We start from the raw sequence: 19,398 nt of genomic DNA on the forward strand, positions 1-19,398 counted from the left end.
GAGCCCACGGCGCCCACGCCAATATCAGAGGCGCATGGCCGCTATAACAGCTTGCAATGGGCCTAGACCGCCGGCTGATCCATCGCCCGTAAACGGCTGTTGCGCGTGCAGGCCGCGGCCCAGACGGCCAGCACCGCCGCCACCACCAACATGCCGGCACTCAGGCCGAAGGTGGTTTGGTAGCCGTGGGCGTCGAACACCACGCCACCGGCCGTGGCGCCAAACGTAATGGCCAACTGCACGATGGCGACCATCAGGCCGCCGCCCGCTTCGGCGTCGTCGGGCAGGGTTCTGGCCAACCAGGTCCACCAGGCCACCGGCGCCGAGGTGGCGACCAATCCCCACAGCGCCAGCAAGCCGGCGGTGAGCAGTTGCGAGTCGCCATACCCGGTGAGCACCAGGGCAATCACCGCCATCAGCAGCGGAATGATCACCAGCGTCGGGAACAGCGTGCGGTTGAGCAGCAACCCTATCAGCGCCGTGCCAATAAACCCGCACACACCAAGCACCAACAGCATCAGCGACAACCCCGACGGGCTGACATGGGTGACGCTTTCCAGAAACGGCCGCAGGTAGGTGAACAAGGTGAACTGGCCCATAAAAAACAGGCTCACCGCTAACAACCCAGACAGCACTTCCCGCCGTTTCAGCACCGTCAGCAGCCCACGCGCATTGGCGCCTGCCAGAGGCACCAAACGCGGCAGCGTCAGCCACTGCCACAAGAACGTAATGGCCGCCAGCGGCACCACGGCGAAGAACGCGCCGCGCCAGCCGATGATCGCCCCGAGGTAACTGCCCACCGGCGCTGCCACCACAGAAGCCAGCGCGTTGCCGCCGTTAAGAATCGCCAGGGCGCGCGGCACGTTGGCCGGCGCTACCAGGCGAATCACGGTGGCGGCCGACATTGACCAGAAGCCGCCAATGGCCACGCCAATCAATGCGCGCCCAAGCATGAAAATCGGGTAACTCGGCGCCACCGCCACCAAGGTGCCGGAGACCACCATCAGCAGCGTCAGCCACAGCAGCAACACGCGGCGATCCATCTGCCGCGCGAGCTTGGCGATGCTCAAGCTGGTGATCACCGCAAACGCGCCGGACACCGCGATCGCCTGCCCCGCCTGGCCTTCGCTGATGTGCAAATCCGTGGCGATGGGCGTGAGCAAGCTCACCGGCAAAAACTCGGAGGCCACCAAGGCGAAGGCGGCCACCGACATTGCCAGCACAGCACTCCAGCCGTGCGCAGCGGGTTGGGTGGCGGGGTTGTCGGCAACAGTCATTATTTGAGGTTCGCTCGGAAAAAGTCAGTGAGGGTGGCGAAAGGAATCAGCTCGACGCGGTCGTACAGATCCACATGCCCGGCGTTAGGGATGACCACCAGTTGCTTGGGTTCGCCGGCCAGCTTGTACGCCGCTTCGCTGAACTCACGGGAGTGCGCGTTGGCGCCGGTAATGAACAGCATGGGGCGTGGCGAAATGGTCTCGATGTCGTTGAACGGGTAGAAGTTCATGAACTTGACGTTGCTGGTCAGCGTCGGGTGAGTGGTCAGTTCGCCCGACTGGCCAGCCGGCGTGAACTCGCCGCGCGGGGTGCGGTAGAAGTCATAGAACTCGCGTTCAATCGCGGTGGAATTGGCGTCGAGCTTGTGCACGGTGCCGCTGGTGTAGGCCTTGTCGCCGCCGGTGAATTCCACATAGCGATGCTCCGCCGCCTGGGCGATGGCGCGTTTGCGCTGTTCCAGGCTGAAGCCGTGGTTGAGGCCGTTACGGTTGGCGGCGCCCATGTCGTACATGCTGACCGTGGCGATGGCTTTCATACGCGGGTCGATTTTCGCCGCGCTGATCACAAAGCTGCCGCTGCCGCAAATGCCGATCACGCCGATGCGTTGTTTATCCACCAGGGCGTGGGTGCCGAGAAAATCCACGGCAGCGCTGAAGTCCTCGGCATAGATGTCGGGCGACACCGCATTGCGCGGCTGCCCTTCGCTTTCGCCCCAAAACGACAAATCCAACGACAAGGTGACGAAACCCTGCTCGGCCATTTTCGTGGCGTAGAGGTTGGCGCTCTGCTCCTTCACCGCCCCCATCGGGTGGCCGACGATGATCGCCGGATTCTTGCTGCCAGGCTTGATGCCCTTGGGCATAAACAGATTGCCGGCAACGCGCATCTGGTATTGGTTGTTGAACTGCACCTTCTGCACCGTGACGTTTTCGCTGGTGTAGAAGTTATTGGCACCGTTGGACATGTCGGCTCCCATGGCGGTAAACGAGCTGAGCAAAAAGGCAAAGCAGAACGCTGAATCGATTCATCGGACGCACCTGTTGAAGGAGTGGGCAAGCACGCATTGCCGCGCCGGCTGAGGGCTTCGGTTTTACGAGTGGCGATTGTGACGGTCCTGGCAGCTAATGATTAGCTGATGAATGCTTACTTGGGCTATAAGCTGGGCTGATGAATAACTGAGCCATTAATGGGCGAGAATTTCGTTGCCAGGGATCGCGACTGAAGTCGCTCCTACAGGTTGGTCAACACCCGCGATCTCGTTGCGGAACACAGGGCGCGTACGGCGATGACTAAACACAATTTCAACGATCTGCTGGCCTTCGTGACGGTGGCGCGTGAGGGCAGTTTTACCCGGGCGGCGGCGCATTTAGGCGTCACGCAGCCGGCGATCAGTCAGGTGGTGTCGGCGTTGGAGGCGCGGTTGCAAATCCGCTTGCTGACCCGCACCACCCGCAGCGTTTCGCTCACGGCGGCGGGCGAACGGTTGCTGGAAGCCATCGGCCATCGTTTCGACGAAATCGAAGCCGAGCTGGATGCCCTCACCGAACTGCGCGACAAACCGGCGGGCACCGTGCGCATTTCCTGCGGCGACCACATCATCAAAACCACCCTGCTGCCCAAGCTGATGCCGGTGCTGCGCCAGTACCCGGATATCAAGCTGGAGCTGGACGTGAACTACGGTTTTCGCGACATCGTCGCCGACCGCTTCGACGCCGGCGTGCGCTTCAGCGAAACGGTGGCGCAAGACATGATCGCCGTCGCCATCGGCCCGGACGTACGCATGGCGGCGGTGGCTTCACCGGATTACTTCGCCGACAACCCGATCCCGAAAACGCCGCGCGACCTGGCCAATCACCGCTGCATCAACATTCGCTTTCCCACCTATGGCGGCGTCGATGCCTGGGAATTCGAGCGCCGTGGGCAGCCGGTAAAAGTGCGGGTCGACGGCCAACTGGTGTTCAACACCACCACCCACGTGGCCGACGCGGTGCTCGGCGGCATGGGCATCGCGTATTTGCCAGAGGAAGAATTCGAGCCTTACCTGAGCCAGGGCTTACTGCGCCGTGTGTTGGAAGACTGGTGTCCGCCGTTCTCGGGGTATCACTTGTACTACCCGTCACGCCGCCAGCCTTCGCCGGCGTTTTCGTTGATTCTGGATGCATTGCGGGTTGAGCAGCCGAAACGGAAATAGCCAGCGCGGGCAGCCGCCCCTGTAGGAGCGGCTTCAGCCGCGAGATCTTGATCTTCCGCTTTTGACCTACCCCGCGTAATGAATACGTTCGCCGATCTACCGTGTACGGCTTGAAATACTGGATCCCGAGTTTCTCGTCTGGCTCAGTTTTGAATTCTCATTCATTACCGCGTGGGCTGAATGTTTCGTGAACGGTGCAGGGTAGATCACGAGCGATAGATCAAAAGCTCGCGGCTGAAGCCGCTCCTACTAAATCAATTCATCTACCGCGCCGTACCCGCACGATATCGGCCATCACGGCCAGGGCGATTTCGGCTGGTGTTTTGCTGCCCAGGTCCAAGCCAATCGGCATGTGCAATCGGGCAATGTCGGCGTCGCTCAAACCACCAGAACGACGCAAACGCTCAGCGCGTTTTTGTGAGGTTTGCAGCGAGCCCATCACGCCGATGTAAAACGCCGAAGTACGCACCGCCTCGATCATGGCCAGGTCGTCGATGCGTGGGTCGTGGGTGAGCGCGACGATGGCGGTGGCGCCGTGGCAACCGCCGGCGGCGATGAACGATGACGGCAGTTCCTTACGCACCTCAATGCCCGGCACCGTGAAGCCGGCCTGCGCCTCTTCGCGCGGGTCGCAGACGATCACTTCAAAGCCCAGGGTGCGGGCAAATTCGGCGCAGGCCACCGAGACCGGTGAGATGCCGGCAATGATCAGCCGGGCCGCCGGGCCAACGCGGATATGGACTTGATGCTGGTCGGGCAGTTCGGTCACCCGTTGCCCCAGTCCGTCGTCGGCGAGCACCGTTGCCGCGCCGCTGCGCACGTCGATCTGGCGGATCACGTGGCGCTGGCCGAGCAGCGTGTCCAGCAGCGTTTCCAGTTGCTCGCGGGTAGCAATGGTTGGCGCCAGACGTTCCACCAGCACGTTGAGAATGCCGCCGCAGGGCAAGGCGATTCGCGCGCCTTGTGGGCCATCCGGGTCGCCGTAGCGCACGGTGCTGACGTCACGCTCGAAGGCACCGGCTTGCAGACGTTCGAGAAAGTCTTCCTCTACACAGCCGCCCGACAACGAGCCGACGTGCTGGCCATCGGCGCGCGCGGCCAGCATGGAGCCGGGTTCACGGGGCGATGAGCCGAAGGTGCTGAGCACGGTGCACAGCCACACCGTTTCGCCAGCGCTAGCCCAGGCCAGCGCCTGCTCGGCGACGTGCACGTCGAGGTGCTGCATGGTCAACCGACCAACTGGTTGCCAATCGGCAGACGCCGGATGCGCTTGCCCGTCGCCGCCGCCAGCGCGTTGGCCACGGCAGGTGCCAGTGGCGGCAACGGAGGCTCGCCAATGCCGGTGGGCGCGGCGGCCGACGGCACGATGTGCACTTCAACGACGGGCATGTCGTTGATGCGCAGCGGCGTGTAGTTGTGGAAGTTGCTCTGCTCGGCTTTGCCGTCGGTAAAGGTCACGGCTTCGCTCAGTGCCGCCGACAAGCCGTAGCCCACGCAGCCTTCCACTTGGGCGCGGACCACGTCGGGGTTGACGACAATGCCGCAGTCCACGGCGCACACCACGCGGTCGACTTTGAAGCGGCCGTTGCTTTGCACGGTCACTTCCGCCACCTCGGCGACAAACGAGCCAAAGGCTTCGTGCACCGCGACGCCACGGCCCCGGCGCTCGCCGTCTTTGCCGGGCGGCAGCGGTTTGTCCCAACCGGCTTTCTCGGCGGCCAGTTTCAGCACACCGGCATGGCGCGGGTGTTTGTCGAGCATGCCCAGGCGCCAGGCGACGGGGTCTTGCGCCGAGGCCTGGGCCAATTCGTCGAGGAAGGTTTCGGTGGAAAACGCCGTGTGCGTGAAGCCCACTGCGCGCCACCACTGCACCGGTACGGGGATGTCGTCGGGGGTGTGCAGATCAACCAGCATGGCGTCGATGCTGTACGGCAGATTGGACGCGCCCTCGACGGAGGTGGGGTCGATGCCGTCTTTCATGCCGGCGCCGAATGGGGAACCGGCCAGCACCGATTGGCCAACCAGACGATGCTGCCACGCCAGCAATTGCCCTTGTCGTCCAGACCGGCACGCAGGGTGTGGTGAAACATGGGGCGATAGAGGCCAGCCTGCATGTCGTCTTCGCGCAGCCACACCATTTTCACCGGGGCGCGGGCGTTGATGGCTTTGACGATGTGGGCGGTTTCCAGAATGTAATCGGCATTCTTGCTGCCACGCCGCCCAAAGCTGCCGCCGGCGTACAGGGTGTTGATTTTGACTTGCTCGACCTTCAGTCCGAACAGCTCGGCCAGCACTTGCTGGTTGTAGGTTTGCATCTGCGCGCCAAACCAGGCTTCGCACAGGTCTTTGCCTACGCGAATGACGCAGTTCATCGGCTCCATCGCGGCGTGGGCCAGGTACGGGAAGTCGTACGCGGCCTCCTGCACGTGCTTGGACTGGGTCATGGCGGTGTCGGCATCGCCTTTCTTGAGGGCCACGGCGCCGGGTTTTTCGGCGAGTTTTTGAAGCGCGCCTCCAGCTCGGCCGAACTGGATTTGAACGCGGCCGTCTCATCCCACTGCACCACCAGCGCGTCGCGCCCACGCTTGGCGCTCCAGGTGTCGCGTGCGAGCACGGCGACGCCGCTGGGAATCTGCACCACGTCGACCACGCCGGGCACCGCCAACGCCGGTTTGGCGTCGAAGGATTTCACCGTGGCGCCAAAGCGCGGCGGGTGGGCAACCACGGCGGTGAGCATGTCGGGCAGGTGAATGTCCTGGGTGTACTGCGCGGTGCCGTTGACCTTGGCGGCGGAGTCTTTGCGCGGTATCGCTTGGCCGATCAGCTTGAAGTCTTTCGGGTCTTTGAGCTGCACCTGCGCCGGCACTGGCTGTTCGGCGGCGGCGTTGGCCAGCTCGCCAAAGGTGGCCGTTTTGCCGCTGGCGGCGTGGCTGACCACCCCATCGGCAACCGTGATGGCACTCGCCGGCACCTGCCAGCGCTGGGCAGCGGCTGCCACCAGCATGGCGCGCGCCGAGGCGCCGGCGTTGCGCAGTTGTTCCCACGAGTTGGCGATGGCGCTGCTGCCGCCGGTGCCTTGCGAGCCCCACTGCAAGTTGCTGTAGCGACTGGCGTCGGCGGCGGCACTTTCGACCCGCACTTGCGACCACGCGGCGTCCAGTTCTTCAGCCACGATGGTCGCCAGACCGGTAGTAGGCGCCCTGCCCCATTTCCAGGTGCTTGGCGTACACGGTGACGCTGTTGTCCTCGCCGATTCGCACAAACGCGTTGGGCTCGAATGCCGGCGCGGCGGCTTGGCCGTCTGCGAGGGCGAGCTGCGGTTTCATCGCCCAGGGGAAGTACACCGCCAAGGTCAGCCCCGCAGCGGAGCCTTGCAGGAAGCGGCGACGGCTCTGGTTTTCTATCGATTGGCTCATGGCCGATCCCTCGCTTACGCCAGCGTCTTGGCGGCTTGGTGAATGGCGGCGCGGATGCGCACGTAGGTGGCGCAGCGGCATACGTTGCCGGCCATGGCTTGGTCGATATCGGCATCGGTGGGCGTGCGGTTTTTCTCCAGCAATGCCACGGCGCTCATGATCTGGCCCGACTGGCAGTAACCGCACTGCACCACATCCAACTGTTGCCAGGCTTGTTGCACCGCCTTGCCCGTGCCGTTGTCGCCGATTTGCTCGATGGTGTGCACCGGCTTGCCCACTGCCGCCGACACCGGCGTTACGCAGGAGCGAATCGCCTGCCCGTCGAGGTGCACGGTGCACGCGCCGCACATCGCCATGCCGCAGCCGAACTTGGTGCCGGTGAGCTGCAAGGTGTCGCGCAGAACCCACAGCAGCGGCGTATCGGGGGCGACGTCGACACGCATTTCTTGGTTATTGACGGTGAGCGTGAGCATGAAATCCTCCGGCGTGAAGAACGCGGTGCGGCATGGTCGAGGGAATAGCTGGCGGCCAGTATGCGCGGGCGAGCACGCGGATCACTTGCCTGATCCACGCGCGCAATTGCCTGATTCAACGAAATTTCCAGACACAACCGCTGGGCTGCAAGCCCCGCGTTATAGGCGTATGCGACGGATGTCGCGCTGCGGCGGCGCGCCGAACAGGCGGCTGTATTCACGGCTGAATTGCGACGAGCTTTCGTAGCCGACCATGGCACCGGCGCTGTTGGCGTCGACGTTCTGGCTGAGCATCAATTGCCGCGCTTCCTGCAGGCGCAGTTGCTTTTGGTACTGCAGCGGGCTCATGCCGGTGACCGCGCGAAAGTGCTGGCGAAAGGTGGAAGGACTCATGTGCGCGCTCTGCGCCATGTCGTCGACGCGCAGGGTTTCGCGGAAGTTTTTCTTCAGCCAGGCGACGGTCTTGGCGATGTGCTGCTTGGGCGAACCCGCCGCCACAATGTGCAGCAACTGCGGGCCGTGAACGCCGCTAAGCAAGCGCACGATGATTTCGGTTTGAATCAGCGGCGCCAGCGGGGCCAACAGCTCCGGGTTGTCGAGCAAGGCGACCAGGCGGATCAGGGCATCCACCACATCGGTATCCAGGGCTTGCACGGTAATGGGCCGGAAGCGCTCGTCTTTCATGCGCGGGGCCAGGTTCAGGGTTTCCGCCACTTGCATCACCAGCGCGCGGTCGAACGTCAGCATCAACCCGAGGTACGGCTTGGCCGCACTGGCTTCGGTGACATGGGCCAGAACCGGCAGGTCGACGCTGGTGACAATCGATTCGCCCGGCCGGTAATGCAGCACCTCGTCGCCGACCATCACCCGCTTGGCGCCCTGCAATGCCAAGCCAATGCCCAGGCCGTACAGGCAATGCATGGGCTCGGTAACCGAGCGGCGGCGGAACAGGCTGAGGGCGGGATAGGCCGTTACCAGGTCGTCATCGGCACGCAACAGCCGGGCCACGGCGTCCGCCAATACGGCAACGTTGGGGTTTTCACCTGCAGGGGATTTGACGGCTTGTTTCACAGGCGACTCCTACGAATGGATCGCGGAAGTATGCGCACGGCGGCTGGCGGCTTCTTGCCTGATTTGTTTCGTTTCTTGCCCAATATGACGAGAGTCGCCTGGGCCGGCCTTACAGCCGCGCTACACCCGCCCCACCGCCCGCCACGCCGCCTCGGCCAATGGCTGGCGATAGGCGTCGGGACTTTGTTTGACCCGCGCCGAAAGCCAGGCGCGGCGGTAGTTTTCGGCCGGGCCGATGATGAGCGAGGGAATCAGCTCGCGCGGCAGATCGAGCAATTCTTCGCGGTGCGCGGCGTCGCTGAACCAGTCGCGCAATTGCGCGCTTCTGGCCAGGTTGGCCTCCTTGAGCTGTTCACTGAAAGCGCCCTGCGCCACGCTGTGGCGGGCCTGGTATTGAAAGCGCGCCCAGTCCGGCTCGCTCACTACCCAATCCACATAACTGTGCACCAGCGCATGCACCCATTGCTGGGTGGACGTGATGCCCGCGAGGTAACTGTCGCGTAGGCGCGCCTGGTCATCGAGCGCAGCCATGAACAGCGCGGCCACAAGCCCTTCTTTATTGCCGAAATGGTGATAGATCGAACCGACGCTGCTTTGGCTTTCGGCACGCACGGTGTCGATGGTGGTGGCTTCAATACCCTGGGAATTGAACAGCGCCAGCGCCGTGCGCAGGATTTGCCGCTTGGTCTCGGCGCGACGCCCAGGGTAGCAGCGCTCAAGCAGATCAACAGGTTCCATGGTCGCGTCCGGAAAAAGCGCGATGGTAAGACAAACGTACCGACCCGACGAGTGATTGACAGCGTCGAGTGCCAGAATAATGTTCTAGAACAGAATTCTACTTCTGTGTTTATTTTCGCTTTCTTCACTCGTTAAAGGTCACCGTCCATGAGTCAGACACTCAGCATGTACCAAAGCGTTGGCGCCTCGGCGTTCAGTTCCATGGCCTGCCAAATGGCCCCGTACTTCAGCACCATTACCCCGGAAATTTCCGTACTCGAACCCGGTCGAGGCGAAGTCAACGTGCCGTTTCGCAAAGAAATCACCAACCACCTCGCCTCCGTGCACGCCATCGCCCTGTGCAACGCCGCCGAGCTGGCGGGCGGCATGATGACTGAAGTGTCGATTCCAGCCGGTGCGCGTTGGATTCCAAAAGGCATGACCGTCGAATACCCTGGCCAAAGCCAAAACTTCGGTACGCGCCATCGCCGACGGCAGCGCCATTGACTGGCAAACCGGCGGCGACAAAGTAGTGCCGGTGGAGATCTTCGACGAAGGCGGCGTGAAGGTTTTTACGGCGCGCATCACCATGAACGTGAAGCTCGGTTAACCCGTAAAAAAGCCGCCTCATGTGGGCGGCTTTTCTATTTGCGTTACGACTTCGGCGCTTCGCACGCCTGGCCGGACAATTCCACCCGGCCAAACTGCGCACCTTCGTTAAGTGGCGTTATGGCGAGTAGCTGATCCAGACGAATCTCCCGCTCGCCCTGCTCGTCACGCACCCGCAGGAACTCTTCGCTTGCGGCGCGGTGCGGGTGTCTAGCGCAGTGGCCTGAAGTTCGCCGCCATCGACCAGCTCAATCCGCAACGGATAAGCGTGCATGCAAGCGATTTCGAGGTAGTCGTACAAGTCGCAATTCATTGGCTGGTACTGGCTCATGCTGGTCTCCTGTTTGTGAGTGTGTCCAACAGTGGATGCCCATTGTGGTGATGGGTTCGCACGCGATGCTGACCGGTGCTGGCCGCCAAATCTATCGCGCCGCCGAAAAAGCGCGCTTAGAGCCAACGCAATTATTAAAGTTCCCCTCTATTCATCGAAATATTGCTGCGCTTACACTCGCGAACCGCTGTGCGTACCACGGAAGTTCGTTGACAGGTCGCTTTGTGACTTCGAATAAGAGAGCCCTCAATGCCCCTGTCCTTCCCAGCATCAACGTTGCGCATGTCTACACGCTTTGTCTTTGTTGGGGGGCTGCTGATGTTGGCGGGTTGCTCCACGCTGAATTTCGGCACCGCCGCGTTGACCGAAGACGAAGTGCGCAGCACCGTCGCCGCCGACAAGGCCGCCCTGGTGCGCGACGTTGAGCCGCTCATCGGCCCGCTCACCCTCGAAGGCGCCGTGGCGCGGGCCATCAAGTACAGCGCCGAGCAGCGCTACCGCGCGATGGAACAAGCGGTGGCGCAAGGCACGTTTGAAGTCGGCCAGTTCGACATGCTGCCCAAGCTCATCGCCTCCGCCGGCTACCGTGGCCGTGATAAAGAACTCATCTCGCGCGGCGAAGATTCGGTGACCGGCGAACCGTCCCTGGCCAACCCGTACATTTCCTCCAGCCGCGAAGCGATCACCACCGACGTCGGTATCTCGTGGAGTCTGCTGGACTTCGGCCAGAGCTATTACGCCGCCAAACAGAACGCCGACCGCGCGTTTATCGCTGGCGAGCGTCGCCGCAAGGCGCTGCATAACTTGATGGAAGAGGTGCGCGGCGCTTACTGGCGCGTGGTGGCGGCGCAGAAGCTGCTGCCGGTTTTGCGTACCACCATTGCCGATTCCGAGTTAGCACTTAAAGACGCCCAAGCCGCCGAAAACGAGAAAATCCGTTCGCCGCTCGAACCGCTGCGCTACCAGCGTCAGCTGCTGGAAAACCTGCGCCTGCTGGAGATGATTCAGCAGGAACTGTCGACCGCGCGCATCGAACTGGCGGCGCTGACCAACCTGCCGCTGGTTGCCGATTTCACCGTGGTCGAGCCGGCTAACGACAACAACGGCGCCTGGCTCAACCAACCGGTGGACCAGCTGGAACAATATGCTTTGCTGCGTAACCCGGACCTGCGCGAAGGTATTTATAACGGCCGCATCGCACAGGAAGAAACGCGCCGCACCCTGCTCAAACTGTTCCCCGGCGTGTCGTTCAACTACAGCTACCGCATTCCAGCGATGACGACTACCTGATCAACCGCCACTGGACCGACGCAGGCGTGCAGATCTCGTACAACCTGATGGGTCTGCTGGCCGCACCGGCGCAAATGCGTCTGGCCGATGCCGGCGTCGCCCTGGCCGATCAGCGCCGCATGGCCTGCACAAATGGTGGTGCTGACCAAACTGCATATCGCCCGCCTGCAATACGCCAACGCCACTCGCCAACTGGCGCGCGCGGACGCCATTGCCTCGAGACGAGCGCATGTCTACGCAAATCAGCAACCAGGCTGAGGCTCAACCTCACCCTGCTGGACCGCTGTTTCGTAGCAGCGCGGCGGTGCTGTCGCAGCCCGTCGTTACCAGGCGCTGTCCAGCAGCGGGCGCGGCGTCGCGCCGCAGCTGCGCTGGGTCTGGGCCGGTGGTTGAAGGCTCCGACAGCATGCCGCTGGCGCAGCTCACCGATGTGGTCGGCAGCGCCCTGCGCACCTGGAACCAGGGCCAACTGCCGCCGGTGCAGGCGTGCCCAATGAAAGCGGGTTGCACAGCGCTGACGCTGGTCGCCGCTACTCGCAGCCGGCAGCGTGAATGCGGCTGAGTCGCCTCTGGACAACCGCGAGATTCGCGCCCAGCTCACGCCGCAGCGCTACACCACGCTTTCGGCAGAAATCGGCGCGAAGATCGCCCGTTTGCCGTTGGCTGAAGGGGCGTCGTTCAAGCAAGGGCAAACGCTGGTGCAGTTCGATTGCCTGCTCCAGCAAGCGCAGTTGAACAAGGCTGAGGCCGCGCAAATGGCCGCCGACGCCGGCTGGAAAGGCAACCAGAAACTGGCGGAGCTCGACTCGGTAGGCAACATCGGATTGAATGTATCCAAAGCCGAGGCGCTGAAAGCCAAGGCCGAGGTGGCAGCCAACCGCACGCTGCTCAGCAAATGCCAGATCACCGCGCCCTTCCCCGGTCGAATTGCCGAGCAGAAAGTGCGCGGGCAACAGTTCGTTCAGCCCGGCCAGGCGCTGTTGGAAATTCTCGATGACGGCACCCTGGAACTGGAATTCATCGTGCCCTCGCGCTGGCTGGCGTGGCTACGGCCCGGCGCCACGTTTGACGTGAACATCGATGAAACCGGCAAAACCTACCCGGCCAAGGTGCAGCGAATCGGCGCGCGGGTGGACGCTGTAACCCAGTCGATCAAACTCAGCGCGGTGATCGACGGCCCGCATTGACGAGTTGATGGCCGGCATGAGCGGCAACGTGGTGATGAACCCGCCGTCGCAATAAACAACAAAAGCGGCCCAAGCCGCCTTTACGTGATCAGCGTTGTTCCGAACAGCTGTCTCAGGAGTTAGCCATGAACCAGTCCATCGCGTCCCTGCTTCGTTCTGCCATGAACGCAACGGCCGGTCCACGCTTGCGGCGCAACTCGCAGCTGTTGTCTCTGGAACAACGCTTTATGTTCGACGGCGCCGCCGTGGCCGATGCGGCCCACGCCGCGCAATCCCCAGACGCTGCCGCCACCGCCGCACCCGCCTTGCCGCCAGCTGTCACCGTGCGTGAGGCGGAGCCGACCAAAGACAACGGCAAGAAAGAAGTGGTGCTGGTCGACACCTCGCTCGCCAGCTACAAAGCGCTGGAAGCGGGCGTGCGCGATGGCGTAGGCATTGTCGAATTCGACGGCAGCAAAGACGGCCTGGCGCGGATTGCGCAATGGGCCTCGACGCAGAGCGGACTGGACGCCATTCATATCCTTTCCCATGGCTCCGAAGGTGTGCTCAACCTGGGCACCGCGCACATCACCGAAGCGTCGCTGAGCGATGCGGGCACCAAAGCCGAACTCGCGCAGTTGGGTCAGGCATTGGGCAGTGAAGGCGATTTGCTGTTGTACGGCTGCGACACCGGTGACAGCGCCGCGCTGCTTAATGGTCTGGCGCAAGCAACCGGGGCGGATGTGGCGGCTTCGACTGACCTGACCGGCGCCGCTAAACTGGGTGGCGATTGGGCGCTGGAAGCCCATGTGGGTGATGTCGATTCACGGGAGTTGGCGCTGACGGATTACGACGGTGTGCTGGCAACGGTCTCGTTCACCTATGGCTCCGATGCGAACGACATCACCCCGGTGACGACCATCGTCAAGAACGTCAGCGGTCAGAACATAACCTTCGCCAGTGGCGAGATCTATGACTACAACGACGGCGCGGGCATTTATCCGCTGGCTGCGGATCACAACTCCGTCACGCTTACCATCACCATCGGTGCGGGCTATGTGTTCGACGTCAGTTCGTTCCTGGCCCAAGGCAGCGTTAGTTCGGTTCAGGTTACAGCCACATTCAACGACGGCACCGTCGCCAACTTCACCAAGACCGGCATTAACACCAACTTCATGCTGGAGCCAGTGAACTTCGGGGCACAGCTCAACGACATAAAACAGCTTGTACTGACCTCGACGGACTACATGACGTTCCAGGACTTCGTCATCAACGACGTCAAGCTGGCCCCGCCAGTAGCAGTGGTGAACACGGCGGCGCTATCGAATGACACCGCTGCCAATGGCACCACCAATACCGACTTTGTCACCAGCGTTGCCAGCCAGACCATCAGCGGCACACTCTCGGCAAACCTCGCAGTGGGCGAGAAAGTGCAAGTATCGTTCGACAACGGCAGCACATGGGCCGACGCCACTTCGTACACTCAGGGCAGCAGCAACTGGAGCACTTCCACCACGTTGGCAGGTTCGAACACTTTCCAGGCCCGGGTCACTGGCAGCAATGGCGCCAGCTGCACGGCTTACACGCACACCTACACCCTCGACACCACCCAGCCGACCACCTCGTTTGGCAACATCACGTTCTCCCCGGATACGGGCTCCTCGAACACTGACCTGATCACCAACACCGCTAGCCAAACCATTACCGCCACCCTCAGCGCAGCGCCAGCCGGCACGGATACCGTGTGGGCATCGACCGACAACGGCAACACCTGGACCGACGTCACCAGCAAGGTGAGCGGCGCTACGCTGACGTGGACGGGCGCCACGCTCGATAACACCAACCAGACTCTGCGTTTTCGCGTTACCGATCTGGCGGGTAACGACAGCGCCACCAGCATTCAAGCGTATACGCTGGACACCACTGCTCCGACCACCCGGCGTGTCGACCGTGACGTTTTCCCACGACACCGGTACGTCGGGCGGTGATTTCGTCACTAATGACCCTGCGCAGACCATCAGCGGCACGCTTTCAGCCAACCTGCAGGCCGGTGAAACGGTCTACGTATCAATCGACAATGGGGTTACATGGGCGGCTGCGACTTCGGTTGCCGGGCAAAGCACATGGACGATAAACAGCACGCTTACGACCAGCAGCACGTTAAAAATCAGGGTCAGCGACCCAGCCAGCAACTTCGGCCCGGTGCTATCTCAGGTCTATGTTTATGACGCCACCTTGCCCACCACCACGTTCAGCGGTGTGGCGTTGTCAGCAGATACAGGCGCCAGCGCCAGCGACTTCATTACCTTTCACTCCGCTCAGACCATCTCTGCCACATTGTCGAACCCACTGGCCGCCGGCGACGTTCTGTACGGTTCGCTGGATAACGGCAACGGCTGGGTAGATCTCACCAGTAAAGTGAGCGGCACGACGCTGACCTGGAACGGTGTAACGCTGGCGGGCAGCAACACGCTGCAGCTGAGGGTTACGGATAAAGCCGGCAACAATGGCCCGGTGAGCGCTCAGGCCTACGTGCTCGATACGTCTGCCCCTGCCACCCCACCAGCGCCCGCTCTGGCGGCGGCATCCGATAGCGGCGCGTCCGGCAGCGACCGCGTGACGGCCGACAATACGCCGACCCTTACCGGCACCGCCGAAAGTGGTAGCCGGGTCGATATCTACGACGGCGCTACCCTGCTTGGCACTGCAATAGCCACTGGTGGCAACTGGACTTACACCACAGGCGCATTGGCGAACGGCGGCCACACCTTTACCGCCGTTGCTGAAGACAGCGCTGGCAACCGGTCGACGACGTCGGCCGGGCTGACCGTCACCATCGATACCGCAGCGCCTGTAGTCGGCTCGGTGGCAGTGCCGGCCAATGGCACCTACTACACCGGTGGGGCCCTGGACTTCACAGTGAATTTTGACGAAGCAGTAACTGTCGACACCACCGGCGGCACCCCGCGTATTTCGCTGGTGGTCGGCGGCAGCACGCGCTACGCCTCATACGTTTCAGGCTCCGGCACCAGCGCGCTGGTGTTCCGCTACACCGTGGTCAACGGCGACAGCGATGCCAACGGAATTGCACCTGGCGCATTCTCAAGCAACGGCGGCAGCATTCGCGATACAGCCGGGAACGACGCCACGACCACACTCAACAATGTAGGCAGCACAGCGGCGGTGCTGGTCGATGGCTCGCTACCCAGCGTAACCAATGTCAGCGCCAGCACCGCAGATGGCAACTATGGCGCTGGCCAGAGCATCACCCTGACGGTCGATTTTTCCGGCGCGGTGACGGTAGACACCAGCGGTGGCGCACCCACGCTGGCGCTCACCAGCGGCGGCACGGCTTCGTATACCGGCGGGTCGGGCGAGCAGCACATTGACCTTCGTTTACATTGTTGGCGCCGGGGACAACAGCGATGACCTCGACGTCGCCAACACCAATGCCCTGTCGCTAAATGGCGCGACGATCAAAGATGCCGGGGGCAGCCAACTGAACGCCTCAGTGGTGCTGAATACGCCCGGCACGGCCGGCTCGCTGAGCGCAAATAAAGACCTGATCATCGACACCACGGCGCCGACCAATACCGTCAACACCGCGAAATTTTCCGCCGATACCGGCACTTCGGGCACCGACTTCATTACCAAAACAGCGGCGCAGACCATCAGTGGCACGTTGACTTCCAACCTGGCAGCTGGCGAGAACGTGCATGTCTCGCTCGACAATGGCAGCAGTTGGACACTGGCCACTATCAGCGTCGGCAGCAAAAACTGGTCGCTGGCGGGCCAGACGTTGACGGGCAGCAGCACGCTGAAGGTTCGTGTCTCGGACGACGCCGGCAACAACGGCGGCGCCCTCGCTCAGGCCTATGTTCTCGATACCACCAACCCAACCACTACGTTCAGCGGTATCTCGTTTTCGGCTGATAACGGCGCCAGCGACAGCGACCTGATCACCAACGTCGCCGCGCAAACCATCAGCGCCACCCTGAGCAACGCGCCCGGTGCGGGTGACATTGTCTATGGCTCGCTGGATAACGGCGCCACCTGGGCCGACATCACCAGCAAGGTGTCGGGCACTACGCTGACCTGGACGGGCGTAACACTAGCCGGCAGCGACACGCTGCGTTTTCGTGTCACCGATGCTGCCGGCAATAACGGCAACGCCAGCGCCGCAGCGTACGTGCTGGACACCACGGGCTCCAACACCTCCGTCGCAAGCGTGAACTTTTCGGCCGACTCCGGCACCTCGCAAAGTGACTTCATTACCCGCAACTCAGGCCAAAACATCAGCGGCACGTTGTCGGCCAACCTGGCGGCCGGCGAAAGCGTGCTGGTGTCGCTGGACAACGGCGCGACGTGGGCCACCGCGTCCGCCACCGTCGGCAGCAGCAGTTGGGTGCTCAACGGGCAAACGCTGGTCAGCTCCGACACGCTGCAAGTCAAAGTGGTCGACATCGCCGGCAACGACGGCCCCGTGTTGTCGCAGTCGTATATTTACGACACCGCCGCCACCGTGCCGACCGTGGACCCGCTGACTACGCCGAGCGTGACGCCGGTGCTTACCGGCAATGCCAGCTTGGCGGCCGGCGAAACCCTGACCATTACTGTAGGCGGCGCGACGTACGACGTAACGCCGGTGGCGAGCGCCTGGAGCCTGGATTTAGCCGCAGCCGTGCCGGTAAGCGGCGCGCTGACGTTAACGTTGAACCAACAATACAGCGTGACCGCCACCGTCATCGACCTGGCCGGCAACAGCGCCAGCGACACCAGTACCGGCGAGCTGATTGTCGGCACGCTGGTGCCGCCGACCGTGCCGACCGCGCCTACCGAAGGCTTCCAAACTCCACCGGTTCGCCCCGAGCCGTTGCCGCCCATGGTTCAACCACCCTCGTTTCTGCCGCCGAGCGCCAGCGAACCTGTTGCCTTTGCCTCCGGCGTTCGACACCGGTGCCAGCAACCCATGGCAGTCGCCCAGCCTGTTTGGCGATGCGCTGTCGGGGAGCGCCGAAATCGACGGCGGTATGGCTGAGCTGATGAGCCCAGGCGCCGGCCTGGTGTTCATGGGCGGCCGAGACGGCGTGGGCAGCCGTGCGCCGCTCACCGATCTGGTGGTGCAAAGCGGTGAGCGCGTGAGCCTGCAGGTGAACGCCGAGTCGTTTATGCAAAGCCAGCCGGGGCAAACCGTGCGCCTGACCGCAGAGCTGGCCGATGGCCGTCCGCTGCCGAGCTGGTTGAAATTCAACTCCCGTGATGGTCGCTTTGAAGGCAAGGCGCCGGCTGATTTCAGCGGCAAACTCACCGTGCGCGTAATCGCCCGCGACGGCCTGGGCCATGAGGCGATACAGGAGTTCGACATCGTTATTGCGCGGCCGGATCAGGCACAGACCGCGGTGCCGGCAGCCGCAGAGTTGGCCGGCCGCAGCAGCCTTACCCAGCAACTGCGTGACGCTCGCAGCCACGGCGCCAACCGCCTCGCCGGGCTCGCCGCCGCAGCGGATGGTCGGCGCACATGAATGAAGCGGTAACCGCGCCCGCCAACCCGCTACTGACATTGATCGAACTGGGACAACGGGCGCGCGCGGCAGCCACCACCGCCGAGCTGGGCTTTGTGCTGGTAAACGACACCCGCGCCCTGCTCGCTTACCGCCAGGCCGCGTTATGGCTGAGCGATGGCGGCGTGCGCGCGCTGTCGGGCGTGGTGTCGGTGGACGGCAACGTACCTTACGCACAGTGGCTACAGCGGCTCGGCCGGCATCTTTCGAGCACACACACCAGCGACGCGCCGCTGGCCATCGACATCAACGCGCTACCTGCCGAGATCAGCGTCGAATGGGCCGAATGGCTGCCCGCTTATGCCACCTGGTTGCCGCTGCCCGCCGTGGGCGGTGGTGTGCTGCTAGGCGCCGATCATCCCCTGGCGCCGGAGCTGAATCCGTTACTCAGCGAATGGCGCGACATCTGGCAACACGCGTGGCTGGCCTTACAGCGTCCCGCGCGCTGGACGCCGTGGGCCAAGCGTACAGGCAGCGGCTTGCGTTGGCGCCGTTATGCCATCGGCGCGGCTATCGTGCTTGGGGTGCTGTGTTTTCCGGTGCGGCTCACGGTGCTGGCCCAAGGCGAACTGGTGCCGGCCAACCCGGCCACTATTCGCGCACCGCTGGACGGCGTGATCGCCGATTTCAGCGTGCGCCCGAACCAGAGCGTCAACCCTGGCGAAGTACTGTTCACCTTCGATCAGGCGCCGCTGGATAGCCGCCTGGCAGTGGCACGCGAAGCGCTGACCACCGCACGCGCCGAGTACCGGCAGGCCAGCCAGATGATGCTCAATGACCCGCAAGCGCGCGCGCAGATTTCCACGCTGCTGGGCAAGATCGCTGAGAAAGAAGCGCAAGCCACGTTCCTTCAGGGCCAGTCCGAACGCTCCCGCGTGCTCGCCCCGAGCGCCGGCATCGTACTGCTCGACGACCCCAGCGAATGGATCGGCCGCCCGGTGCAAACCGGCGAGAAAATACTGCAAGTGGCCGCCGCCAATGAAGTGGAAATCGAAGCCTGGATTCCCATCGGCGACGCCATTCCGTTGGCCGACCGGGCGCCTTTACAGTTGTACCTGGCCGCCTCGCCGCTCACCTCGCTTGAGGGCACCATTCGCTACATGAGCCACCGTGCCACGGCACGCCCAGACGGCAGTTTCGCCTACCGCGTGCGCGCCACGCTGGTGACCCCGTCGGATCAACGCATCGGCTTGAAAGGCACGGTAAAGCTCTACGGCGACCAGGTGCCGCTGGCCTACTGGGTGCTGCGTCGGCCACTGGCTGCCGTGCGCCAGTTTCTGGCGATCTGAGGCGCA

16 protein-coding genes and 3 pseudogenes are annotated in these 19,398 nt (G+C 63.1%); 11 read left to right on the forward strand and 8 right to left on the reverse strand.

Going from position 1 to position 19,398, the window contains the following annotated elements:
* Positions 1-62 precede the first annotated feature (62 nt).
* Together ACZZZP_RS15275 and ACZZZP_RS15280 are read right to left on the reverse strand one after the other, a co-directional pair.
* Positions 63-1,277 (reverse strand): MFS transporter, encoded by a 1,215-nt coding sequence (locus ACZZZP_RS15275; protein ID WP_463383319.1) that lies wholly within the window; start codon positions 1,275-1,277, stop codon positions 63-65.
* On the reverse strand, positions 1,277-2,242 hold the full coding sequence (locus tag ACZZZP_RS15280; protein ID WP_463536657.1) for an alpha/beta hydrolase: 966 nt from the start codon (positions 2,240-2,242) through the stop codon (positions 1,277-1,279). Before ACZZZP_RS15280 ends, ACZZZP_RS15275 begins: the two co-directional genes overlap by 1 nt.
* Before the next feature lie 321 nt (positions 2,243-2,563).
* Between ACZZZP_RS15280 and ACZZZP_RS15285 the strand changes: the two genes are divergently transcribed.
* Entirely contained in the window at positions 2,564-3,469 is a 906-nt protein-coding gene (locus tag ACZZZP_RS15285; RefSeq protein ID WP_463383320.1) for a LysR family transcriptional regulator, read from the forward strand.
* A gap of 259 nt (positions 3,470-3,728) precedes the next feature.
* Here the strand turns inward: ACZZZP_RS15285 and ACZZZP_RS15290 are convergent, their stop codons facing one another.
* The 5 genes and pseudogenes from ACZZZP_RS15290 to ACZZZP_RS15310 all read right to left on the reverse strand — a co-directional run bounded on the left by ACZZZP_RS15290 (position 3,729) and on the right by ACZZZP_RS15310 (position 9,167).
* Positions 3,729-4,694 (reverse strand): XdhC family protein, encoded by a 966-nt coding sequence (locus ACZZZP_RS15290; protein WP_463383321.1) that lies wholly within the window; start codon positions 4,692-4,694, stop codon positions 3,729-3,731.
* Between the two features lie 2 nt (positions 4,695-4,696).
* Positions 4,697-6,885: pseudogene (locus ACZZZP_RS15295) on the reverse strand (xanthine dehydrogenase family protein molybdopterin-binding subunit).
* Positions 6,886-6,899: 14 nt separating this feature from the next.
* Complete coding sequence (locus tag ACZZZP_RS15300) at positions 6,900-7,358, reverse strand: (2Fe-2S)-binding protein (RefSeq protein WP_463383323.1); 459 nt, start codon at positions 7,356-7,358, stop codon at positions 6,900-6,902.
* 159 nt (positions 7,359-7,517) lie between these two features.
* On the reverse strand, positions 7,518-8,429 hold the full coding sequence (locus tag ACZZZP_RS15305; protein WP_463383324.1) for an AraC family transcriptional regulator: 912 nt from the start codon (positions 8,427-8,429) through the stop codon (positions 7,518-7,520).
* A 120-nt stretch (positions 8,430-8,549) separates the two neighbouring features.
* Positions 8,550-9,167 (reverse strand): TetR/AcrR family transcriptional regulator, encoded by a 618-nt coding sequence (locus ACZZZP_RS15310; RefSeq protein WP_463536658.1) that lies wholly within the window; start codon positions 9,165-9,167, stop codon positions 8,550-8,552.
* A 147-nt stretch (positions 9,168-9,314) separates the two neighbouring features.
* Here ACZZZP_RS15310 and ACZZZP_RS15315 point away from each other — a divergent pair.
* Positions 9,315-9,756: pseudogene (locus ACZZZP_RS15315) on the forward strand (hotdog fold domain-containing protein).
* A 43-nt stretch (positions 9,757-9,799) separates the two neighbouring features.
* Here the strand turns inward: ACZZZP_RS15315 and ACZZZP_RS15320 are convergent.
* Positions 9,800-10,086 (reverse strand): annotated as a pseudogene (locus ACZZZP_RS15320) (Rho-binding antiterminator).
* A gap of 249 nt (positions 10,087-10,335) precedes the next feature.
* Here ACZZZP_RS15320 and ACZZZP_RS15325 point away from each other — a divergent pair.
* The 9 genes from ACZZZP_RS15325 to ACZZZP_RS15365 all read left to right on the forward strand — a co-directional run bounded on the left by ACZZZP_RS15325 (position 10,336) and on the right by ACZZZP_RS15365 (position 19,392).
* The gene (locus ACZZZP_RS15325; protein WP_463536659.1) at positions 10,336-11,376 is read left to right on the forward strand and encodes a TolC family protein; all 1,041 of its coding nucleotides are present in this window, start codon (positions 10,336-10,338) and stop codon (positions 11,374-11,376) included.
* An 87-nt stretch (positions 11,377-11,463) separates the two neighbouring features.
* Entirely contained in the window at positions 11,464-11,634 is a 171-nt protein-coding gene (locus ACZZZP_RS15330; RefSeq protein WP_463536660.1) for a hypothetical protein, read from the forward strand.
* Positions 11,606-11,938, forward strand: a complete 333-nt coding sequence (locus ACZZZP_RS15335; protein WP_463536661.1) for a hypothetical protein — start codon at positions 11,606-11,608, stop codon at positions 11,936-11,938. The genes ACZZZP_RS15330 and ACZZZP_RS15335 overlap by 29 nt, the downstream gene beginning before the upstream one ends.
* Positions 11,925-12,563, forward strand: coding sequence for an efflux RND transporter periplasmic adaptor subunit (locus ACZZZP_RS15340; RefSeq protein WP_463536662.1), 639 nt, complete (start codon positions 11,925-11,927; stop codon positions 12,561-12,563). Before ACZZZP_RS15335 ends, ACZZZP_RS15340 begins: the two co-directional genes overlap by 14 nt.
* Before the next feature lie 125 nt (positions 12,564-12,688).
* Positions 12,689-14,530, forward strand: coding sequence for a DUF4347 domain-containing protein (locus ACZZZP_RS15345; protein ID WP_463536663.1), 1,842 nt, complete (start codon positions 12,689-12,691; stop codon positions 14,528-14,530).
* Positions 14,493-15,971, forward strand: coding sequence for an Ig-like domain-containing protein (locus ACZZZP_RS15350; RefSeq protein ID WP_463536664.1), 1,479 nt, complete (start codon positions 14,493-14,495; stop codon positions 15,969-15,971). Before ACZZZP_RS15345 ends, ACZZZP_RS15350 begins: the two co-directional genes overlap by 38 nt.
* A complete protein-coding gene (locus ACZZZP_RS15355) occupies positions 15,928-17,580 on the forward strand; it encodes a beta strand repeat-containing protein (RefSeq protein WP_463536665.1) in 1,653 nt (550 codons plus the stop codon). The genes ACZZZP_RS15350 and ACZZZP_RS15355 overlap by 44 nt, the downstream gene beginning before the upstream one ends.
* Positions 17,573-18,064, forward strand: a complete 492-nt coding sequence (locus ACZZZP_RS15360) for a putative Ig domain-containing protein (RefSeq protein WP_463536666.1) — start codon at positions 17,573-17,575, stop codon at positions 18,062-18,064. The genes ACZZZP_RS15355 and ACZZZP_RS15360 overlap by 8 nt, the downstream gene beginning before the upstream one ends.
* Complete coding sequence (locus ACZZZP_RS15365; RefSeq protein WP_463383331.1) at positions 18,061-19,392, forward strand: efflux RND transporter periplasmic adaptor subunit; 1,332 nt, start codon at positions 18,061-18,063, stop codon at positions 19,390-19,392. Before ACZZZP_RS15360 ends, ACZZZP_RS15365 begins: the two co-directional genes overlap by 4 nt.
* Positions 19,393-19,398: the final 6 nt, after the last annotated feature.

The sequence above is a fragment of the Pseudomonas sp. AC211 genome, assembly GCF_979258055.1.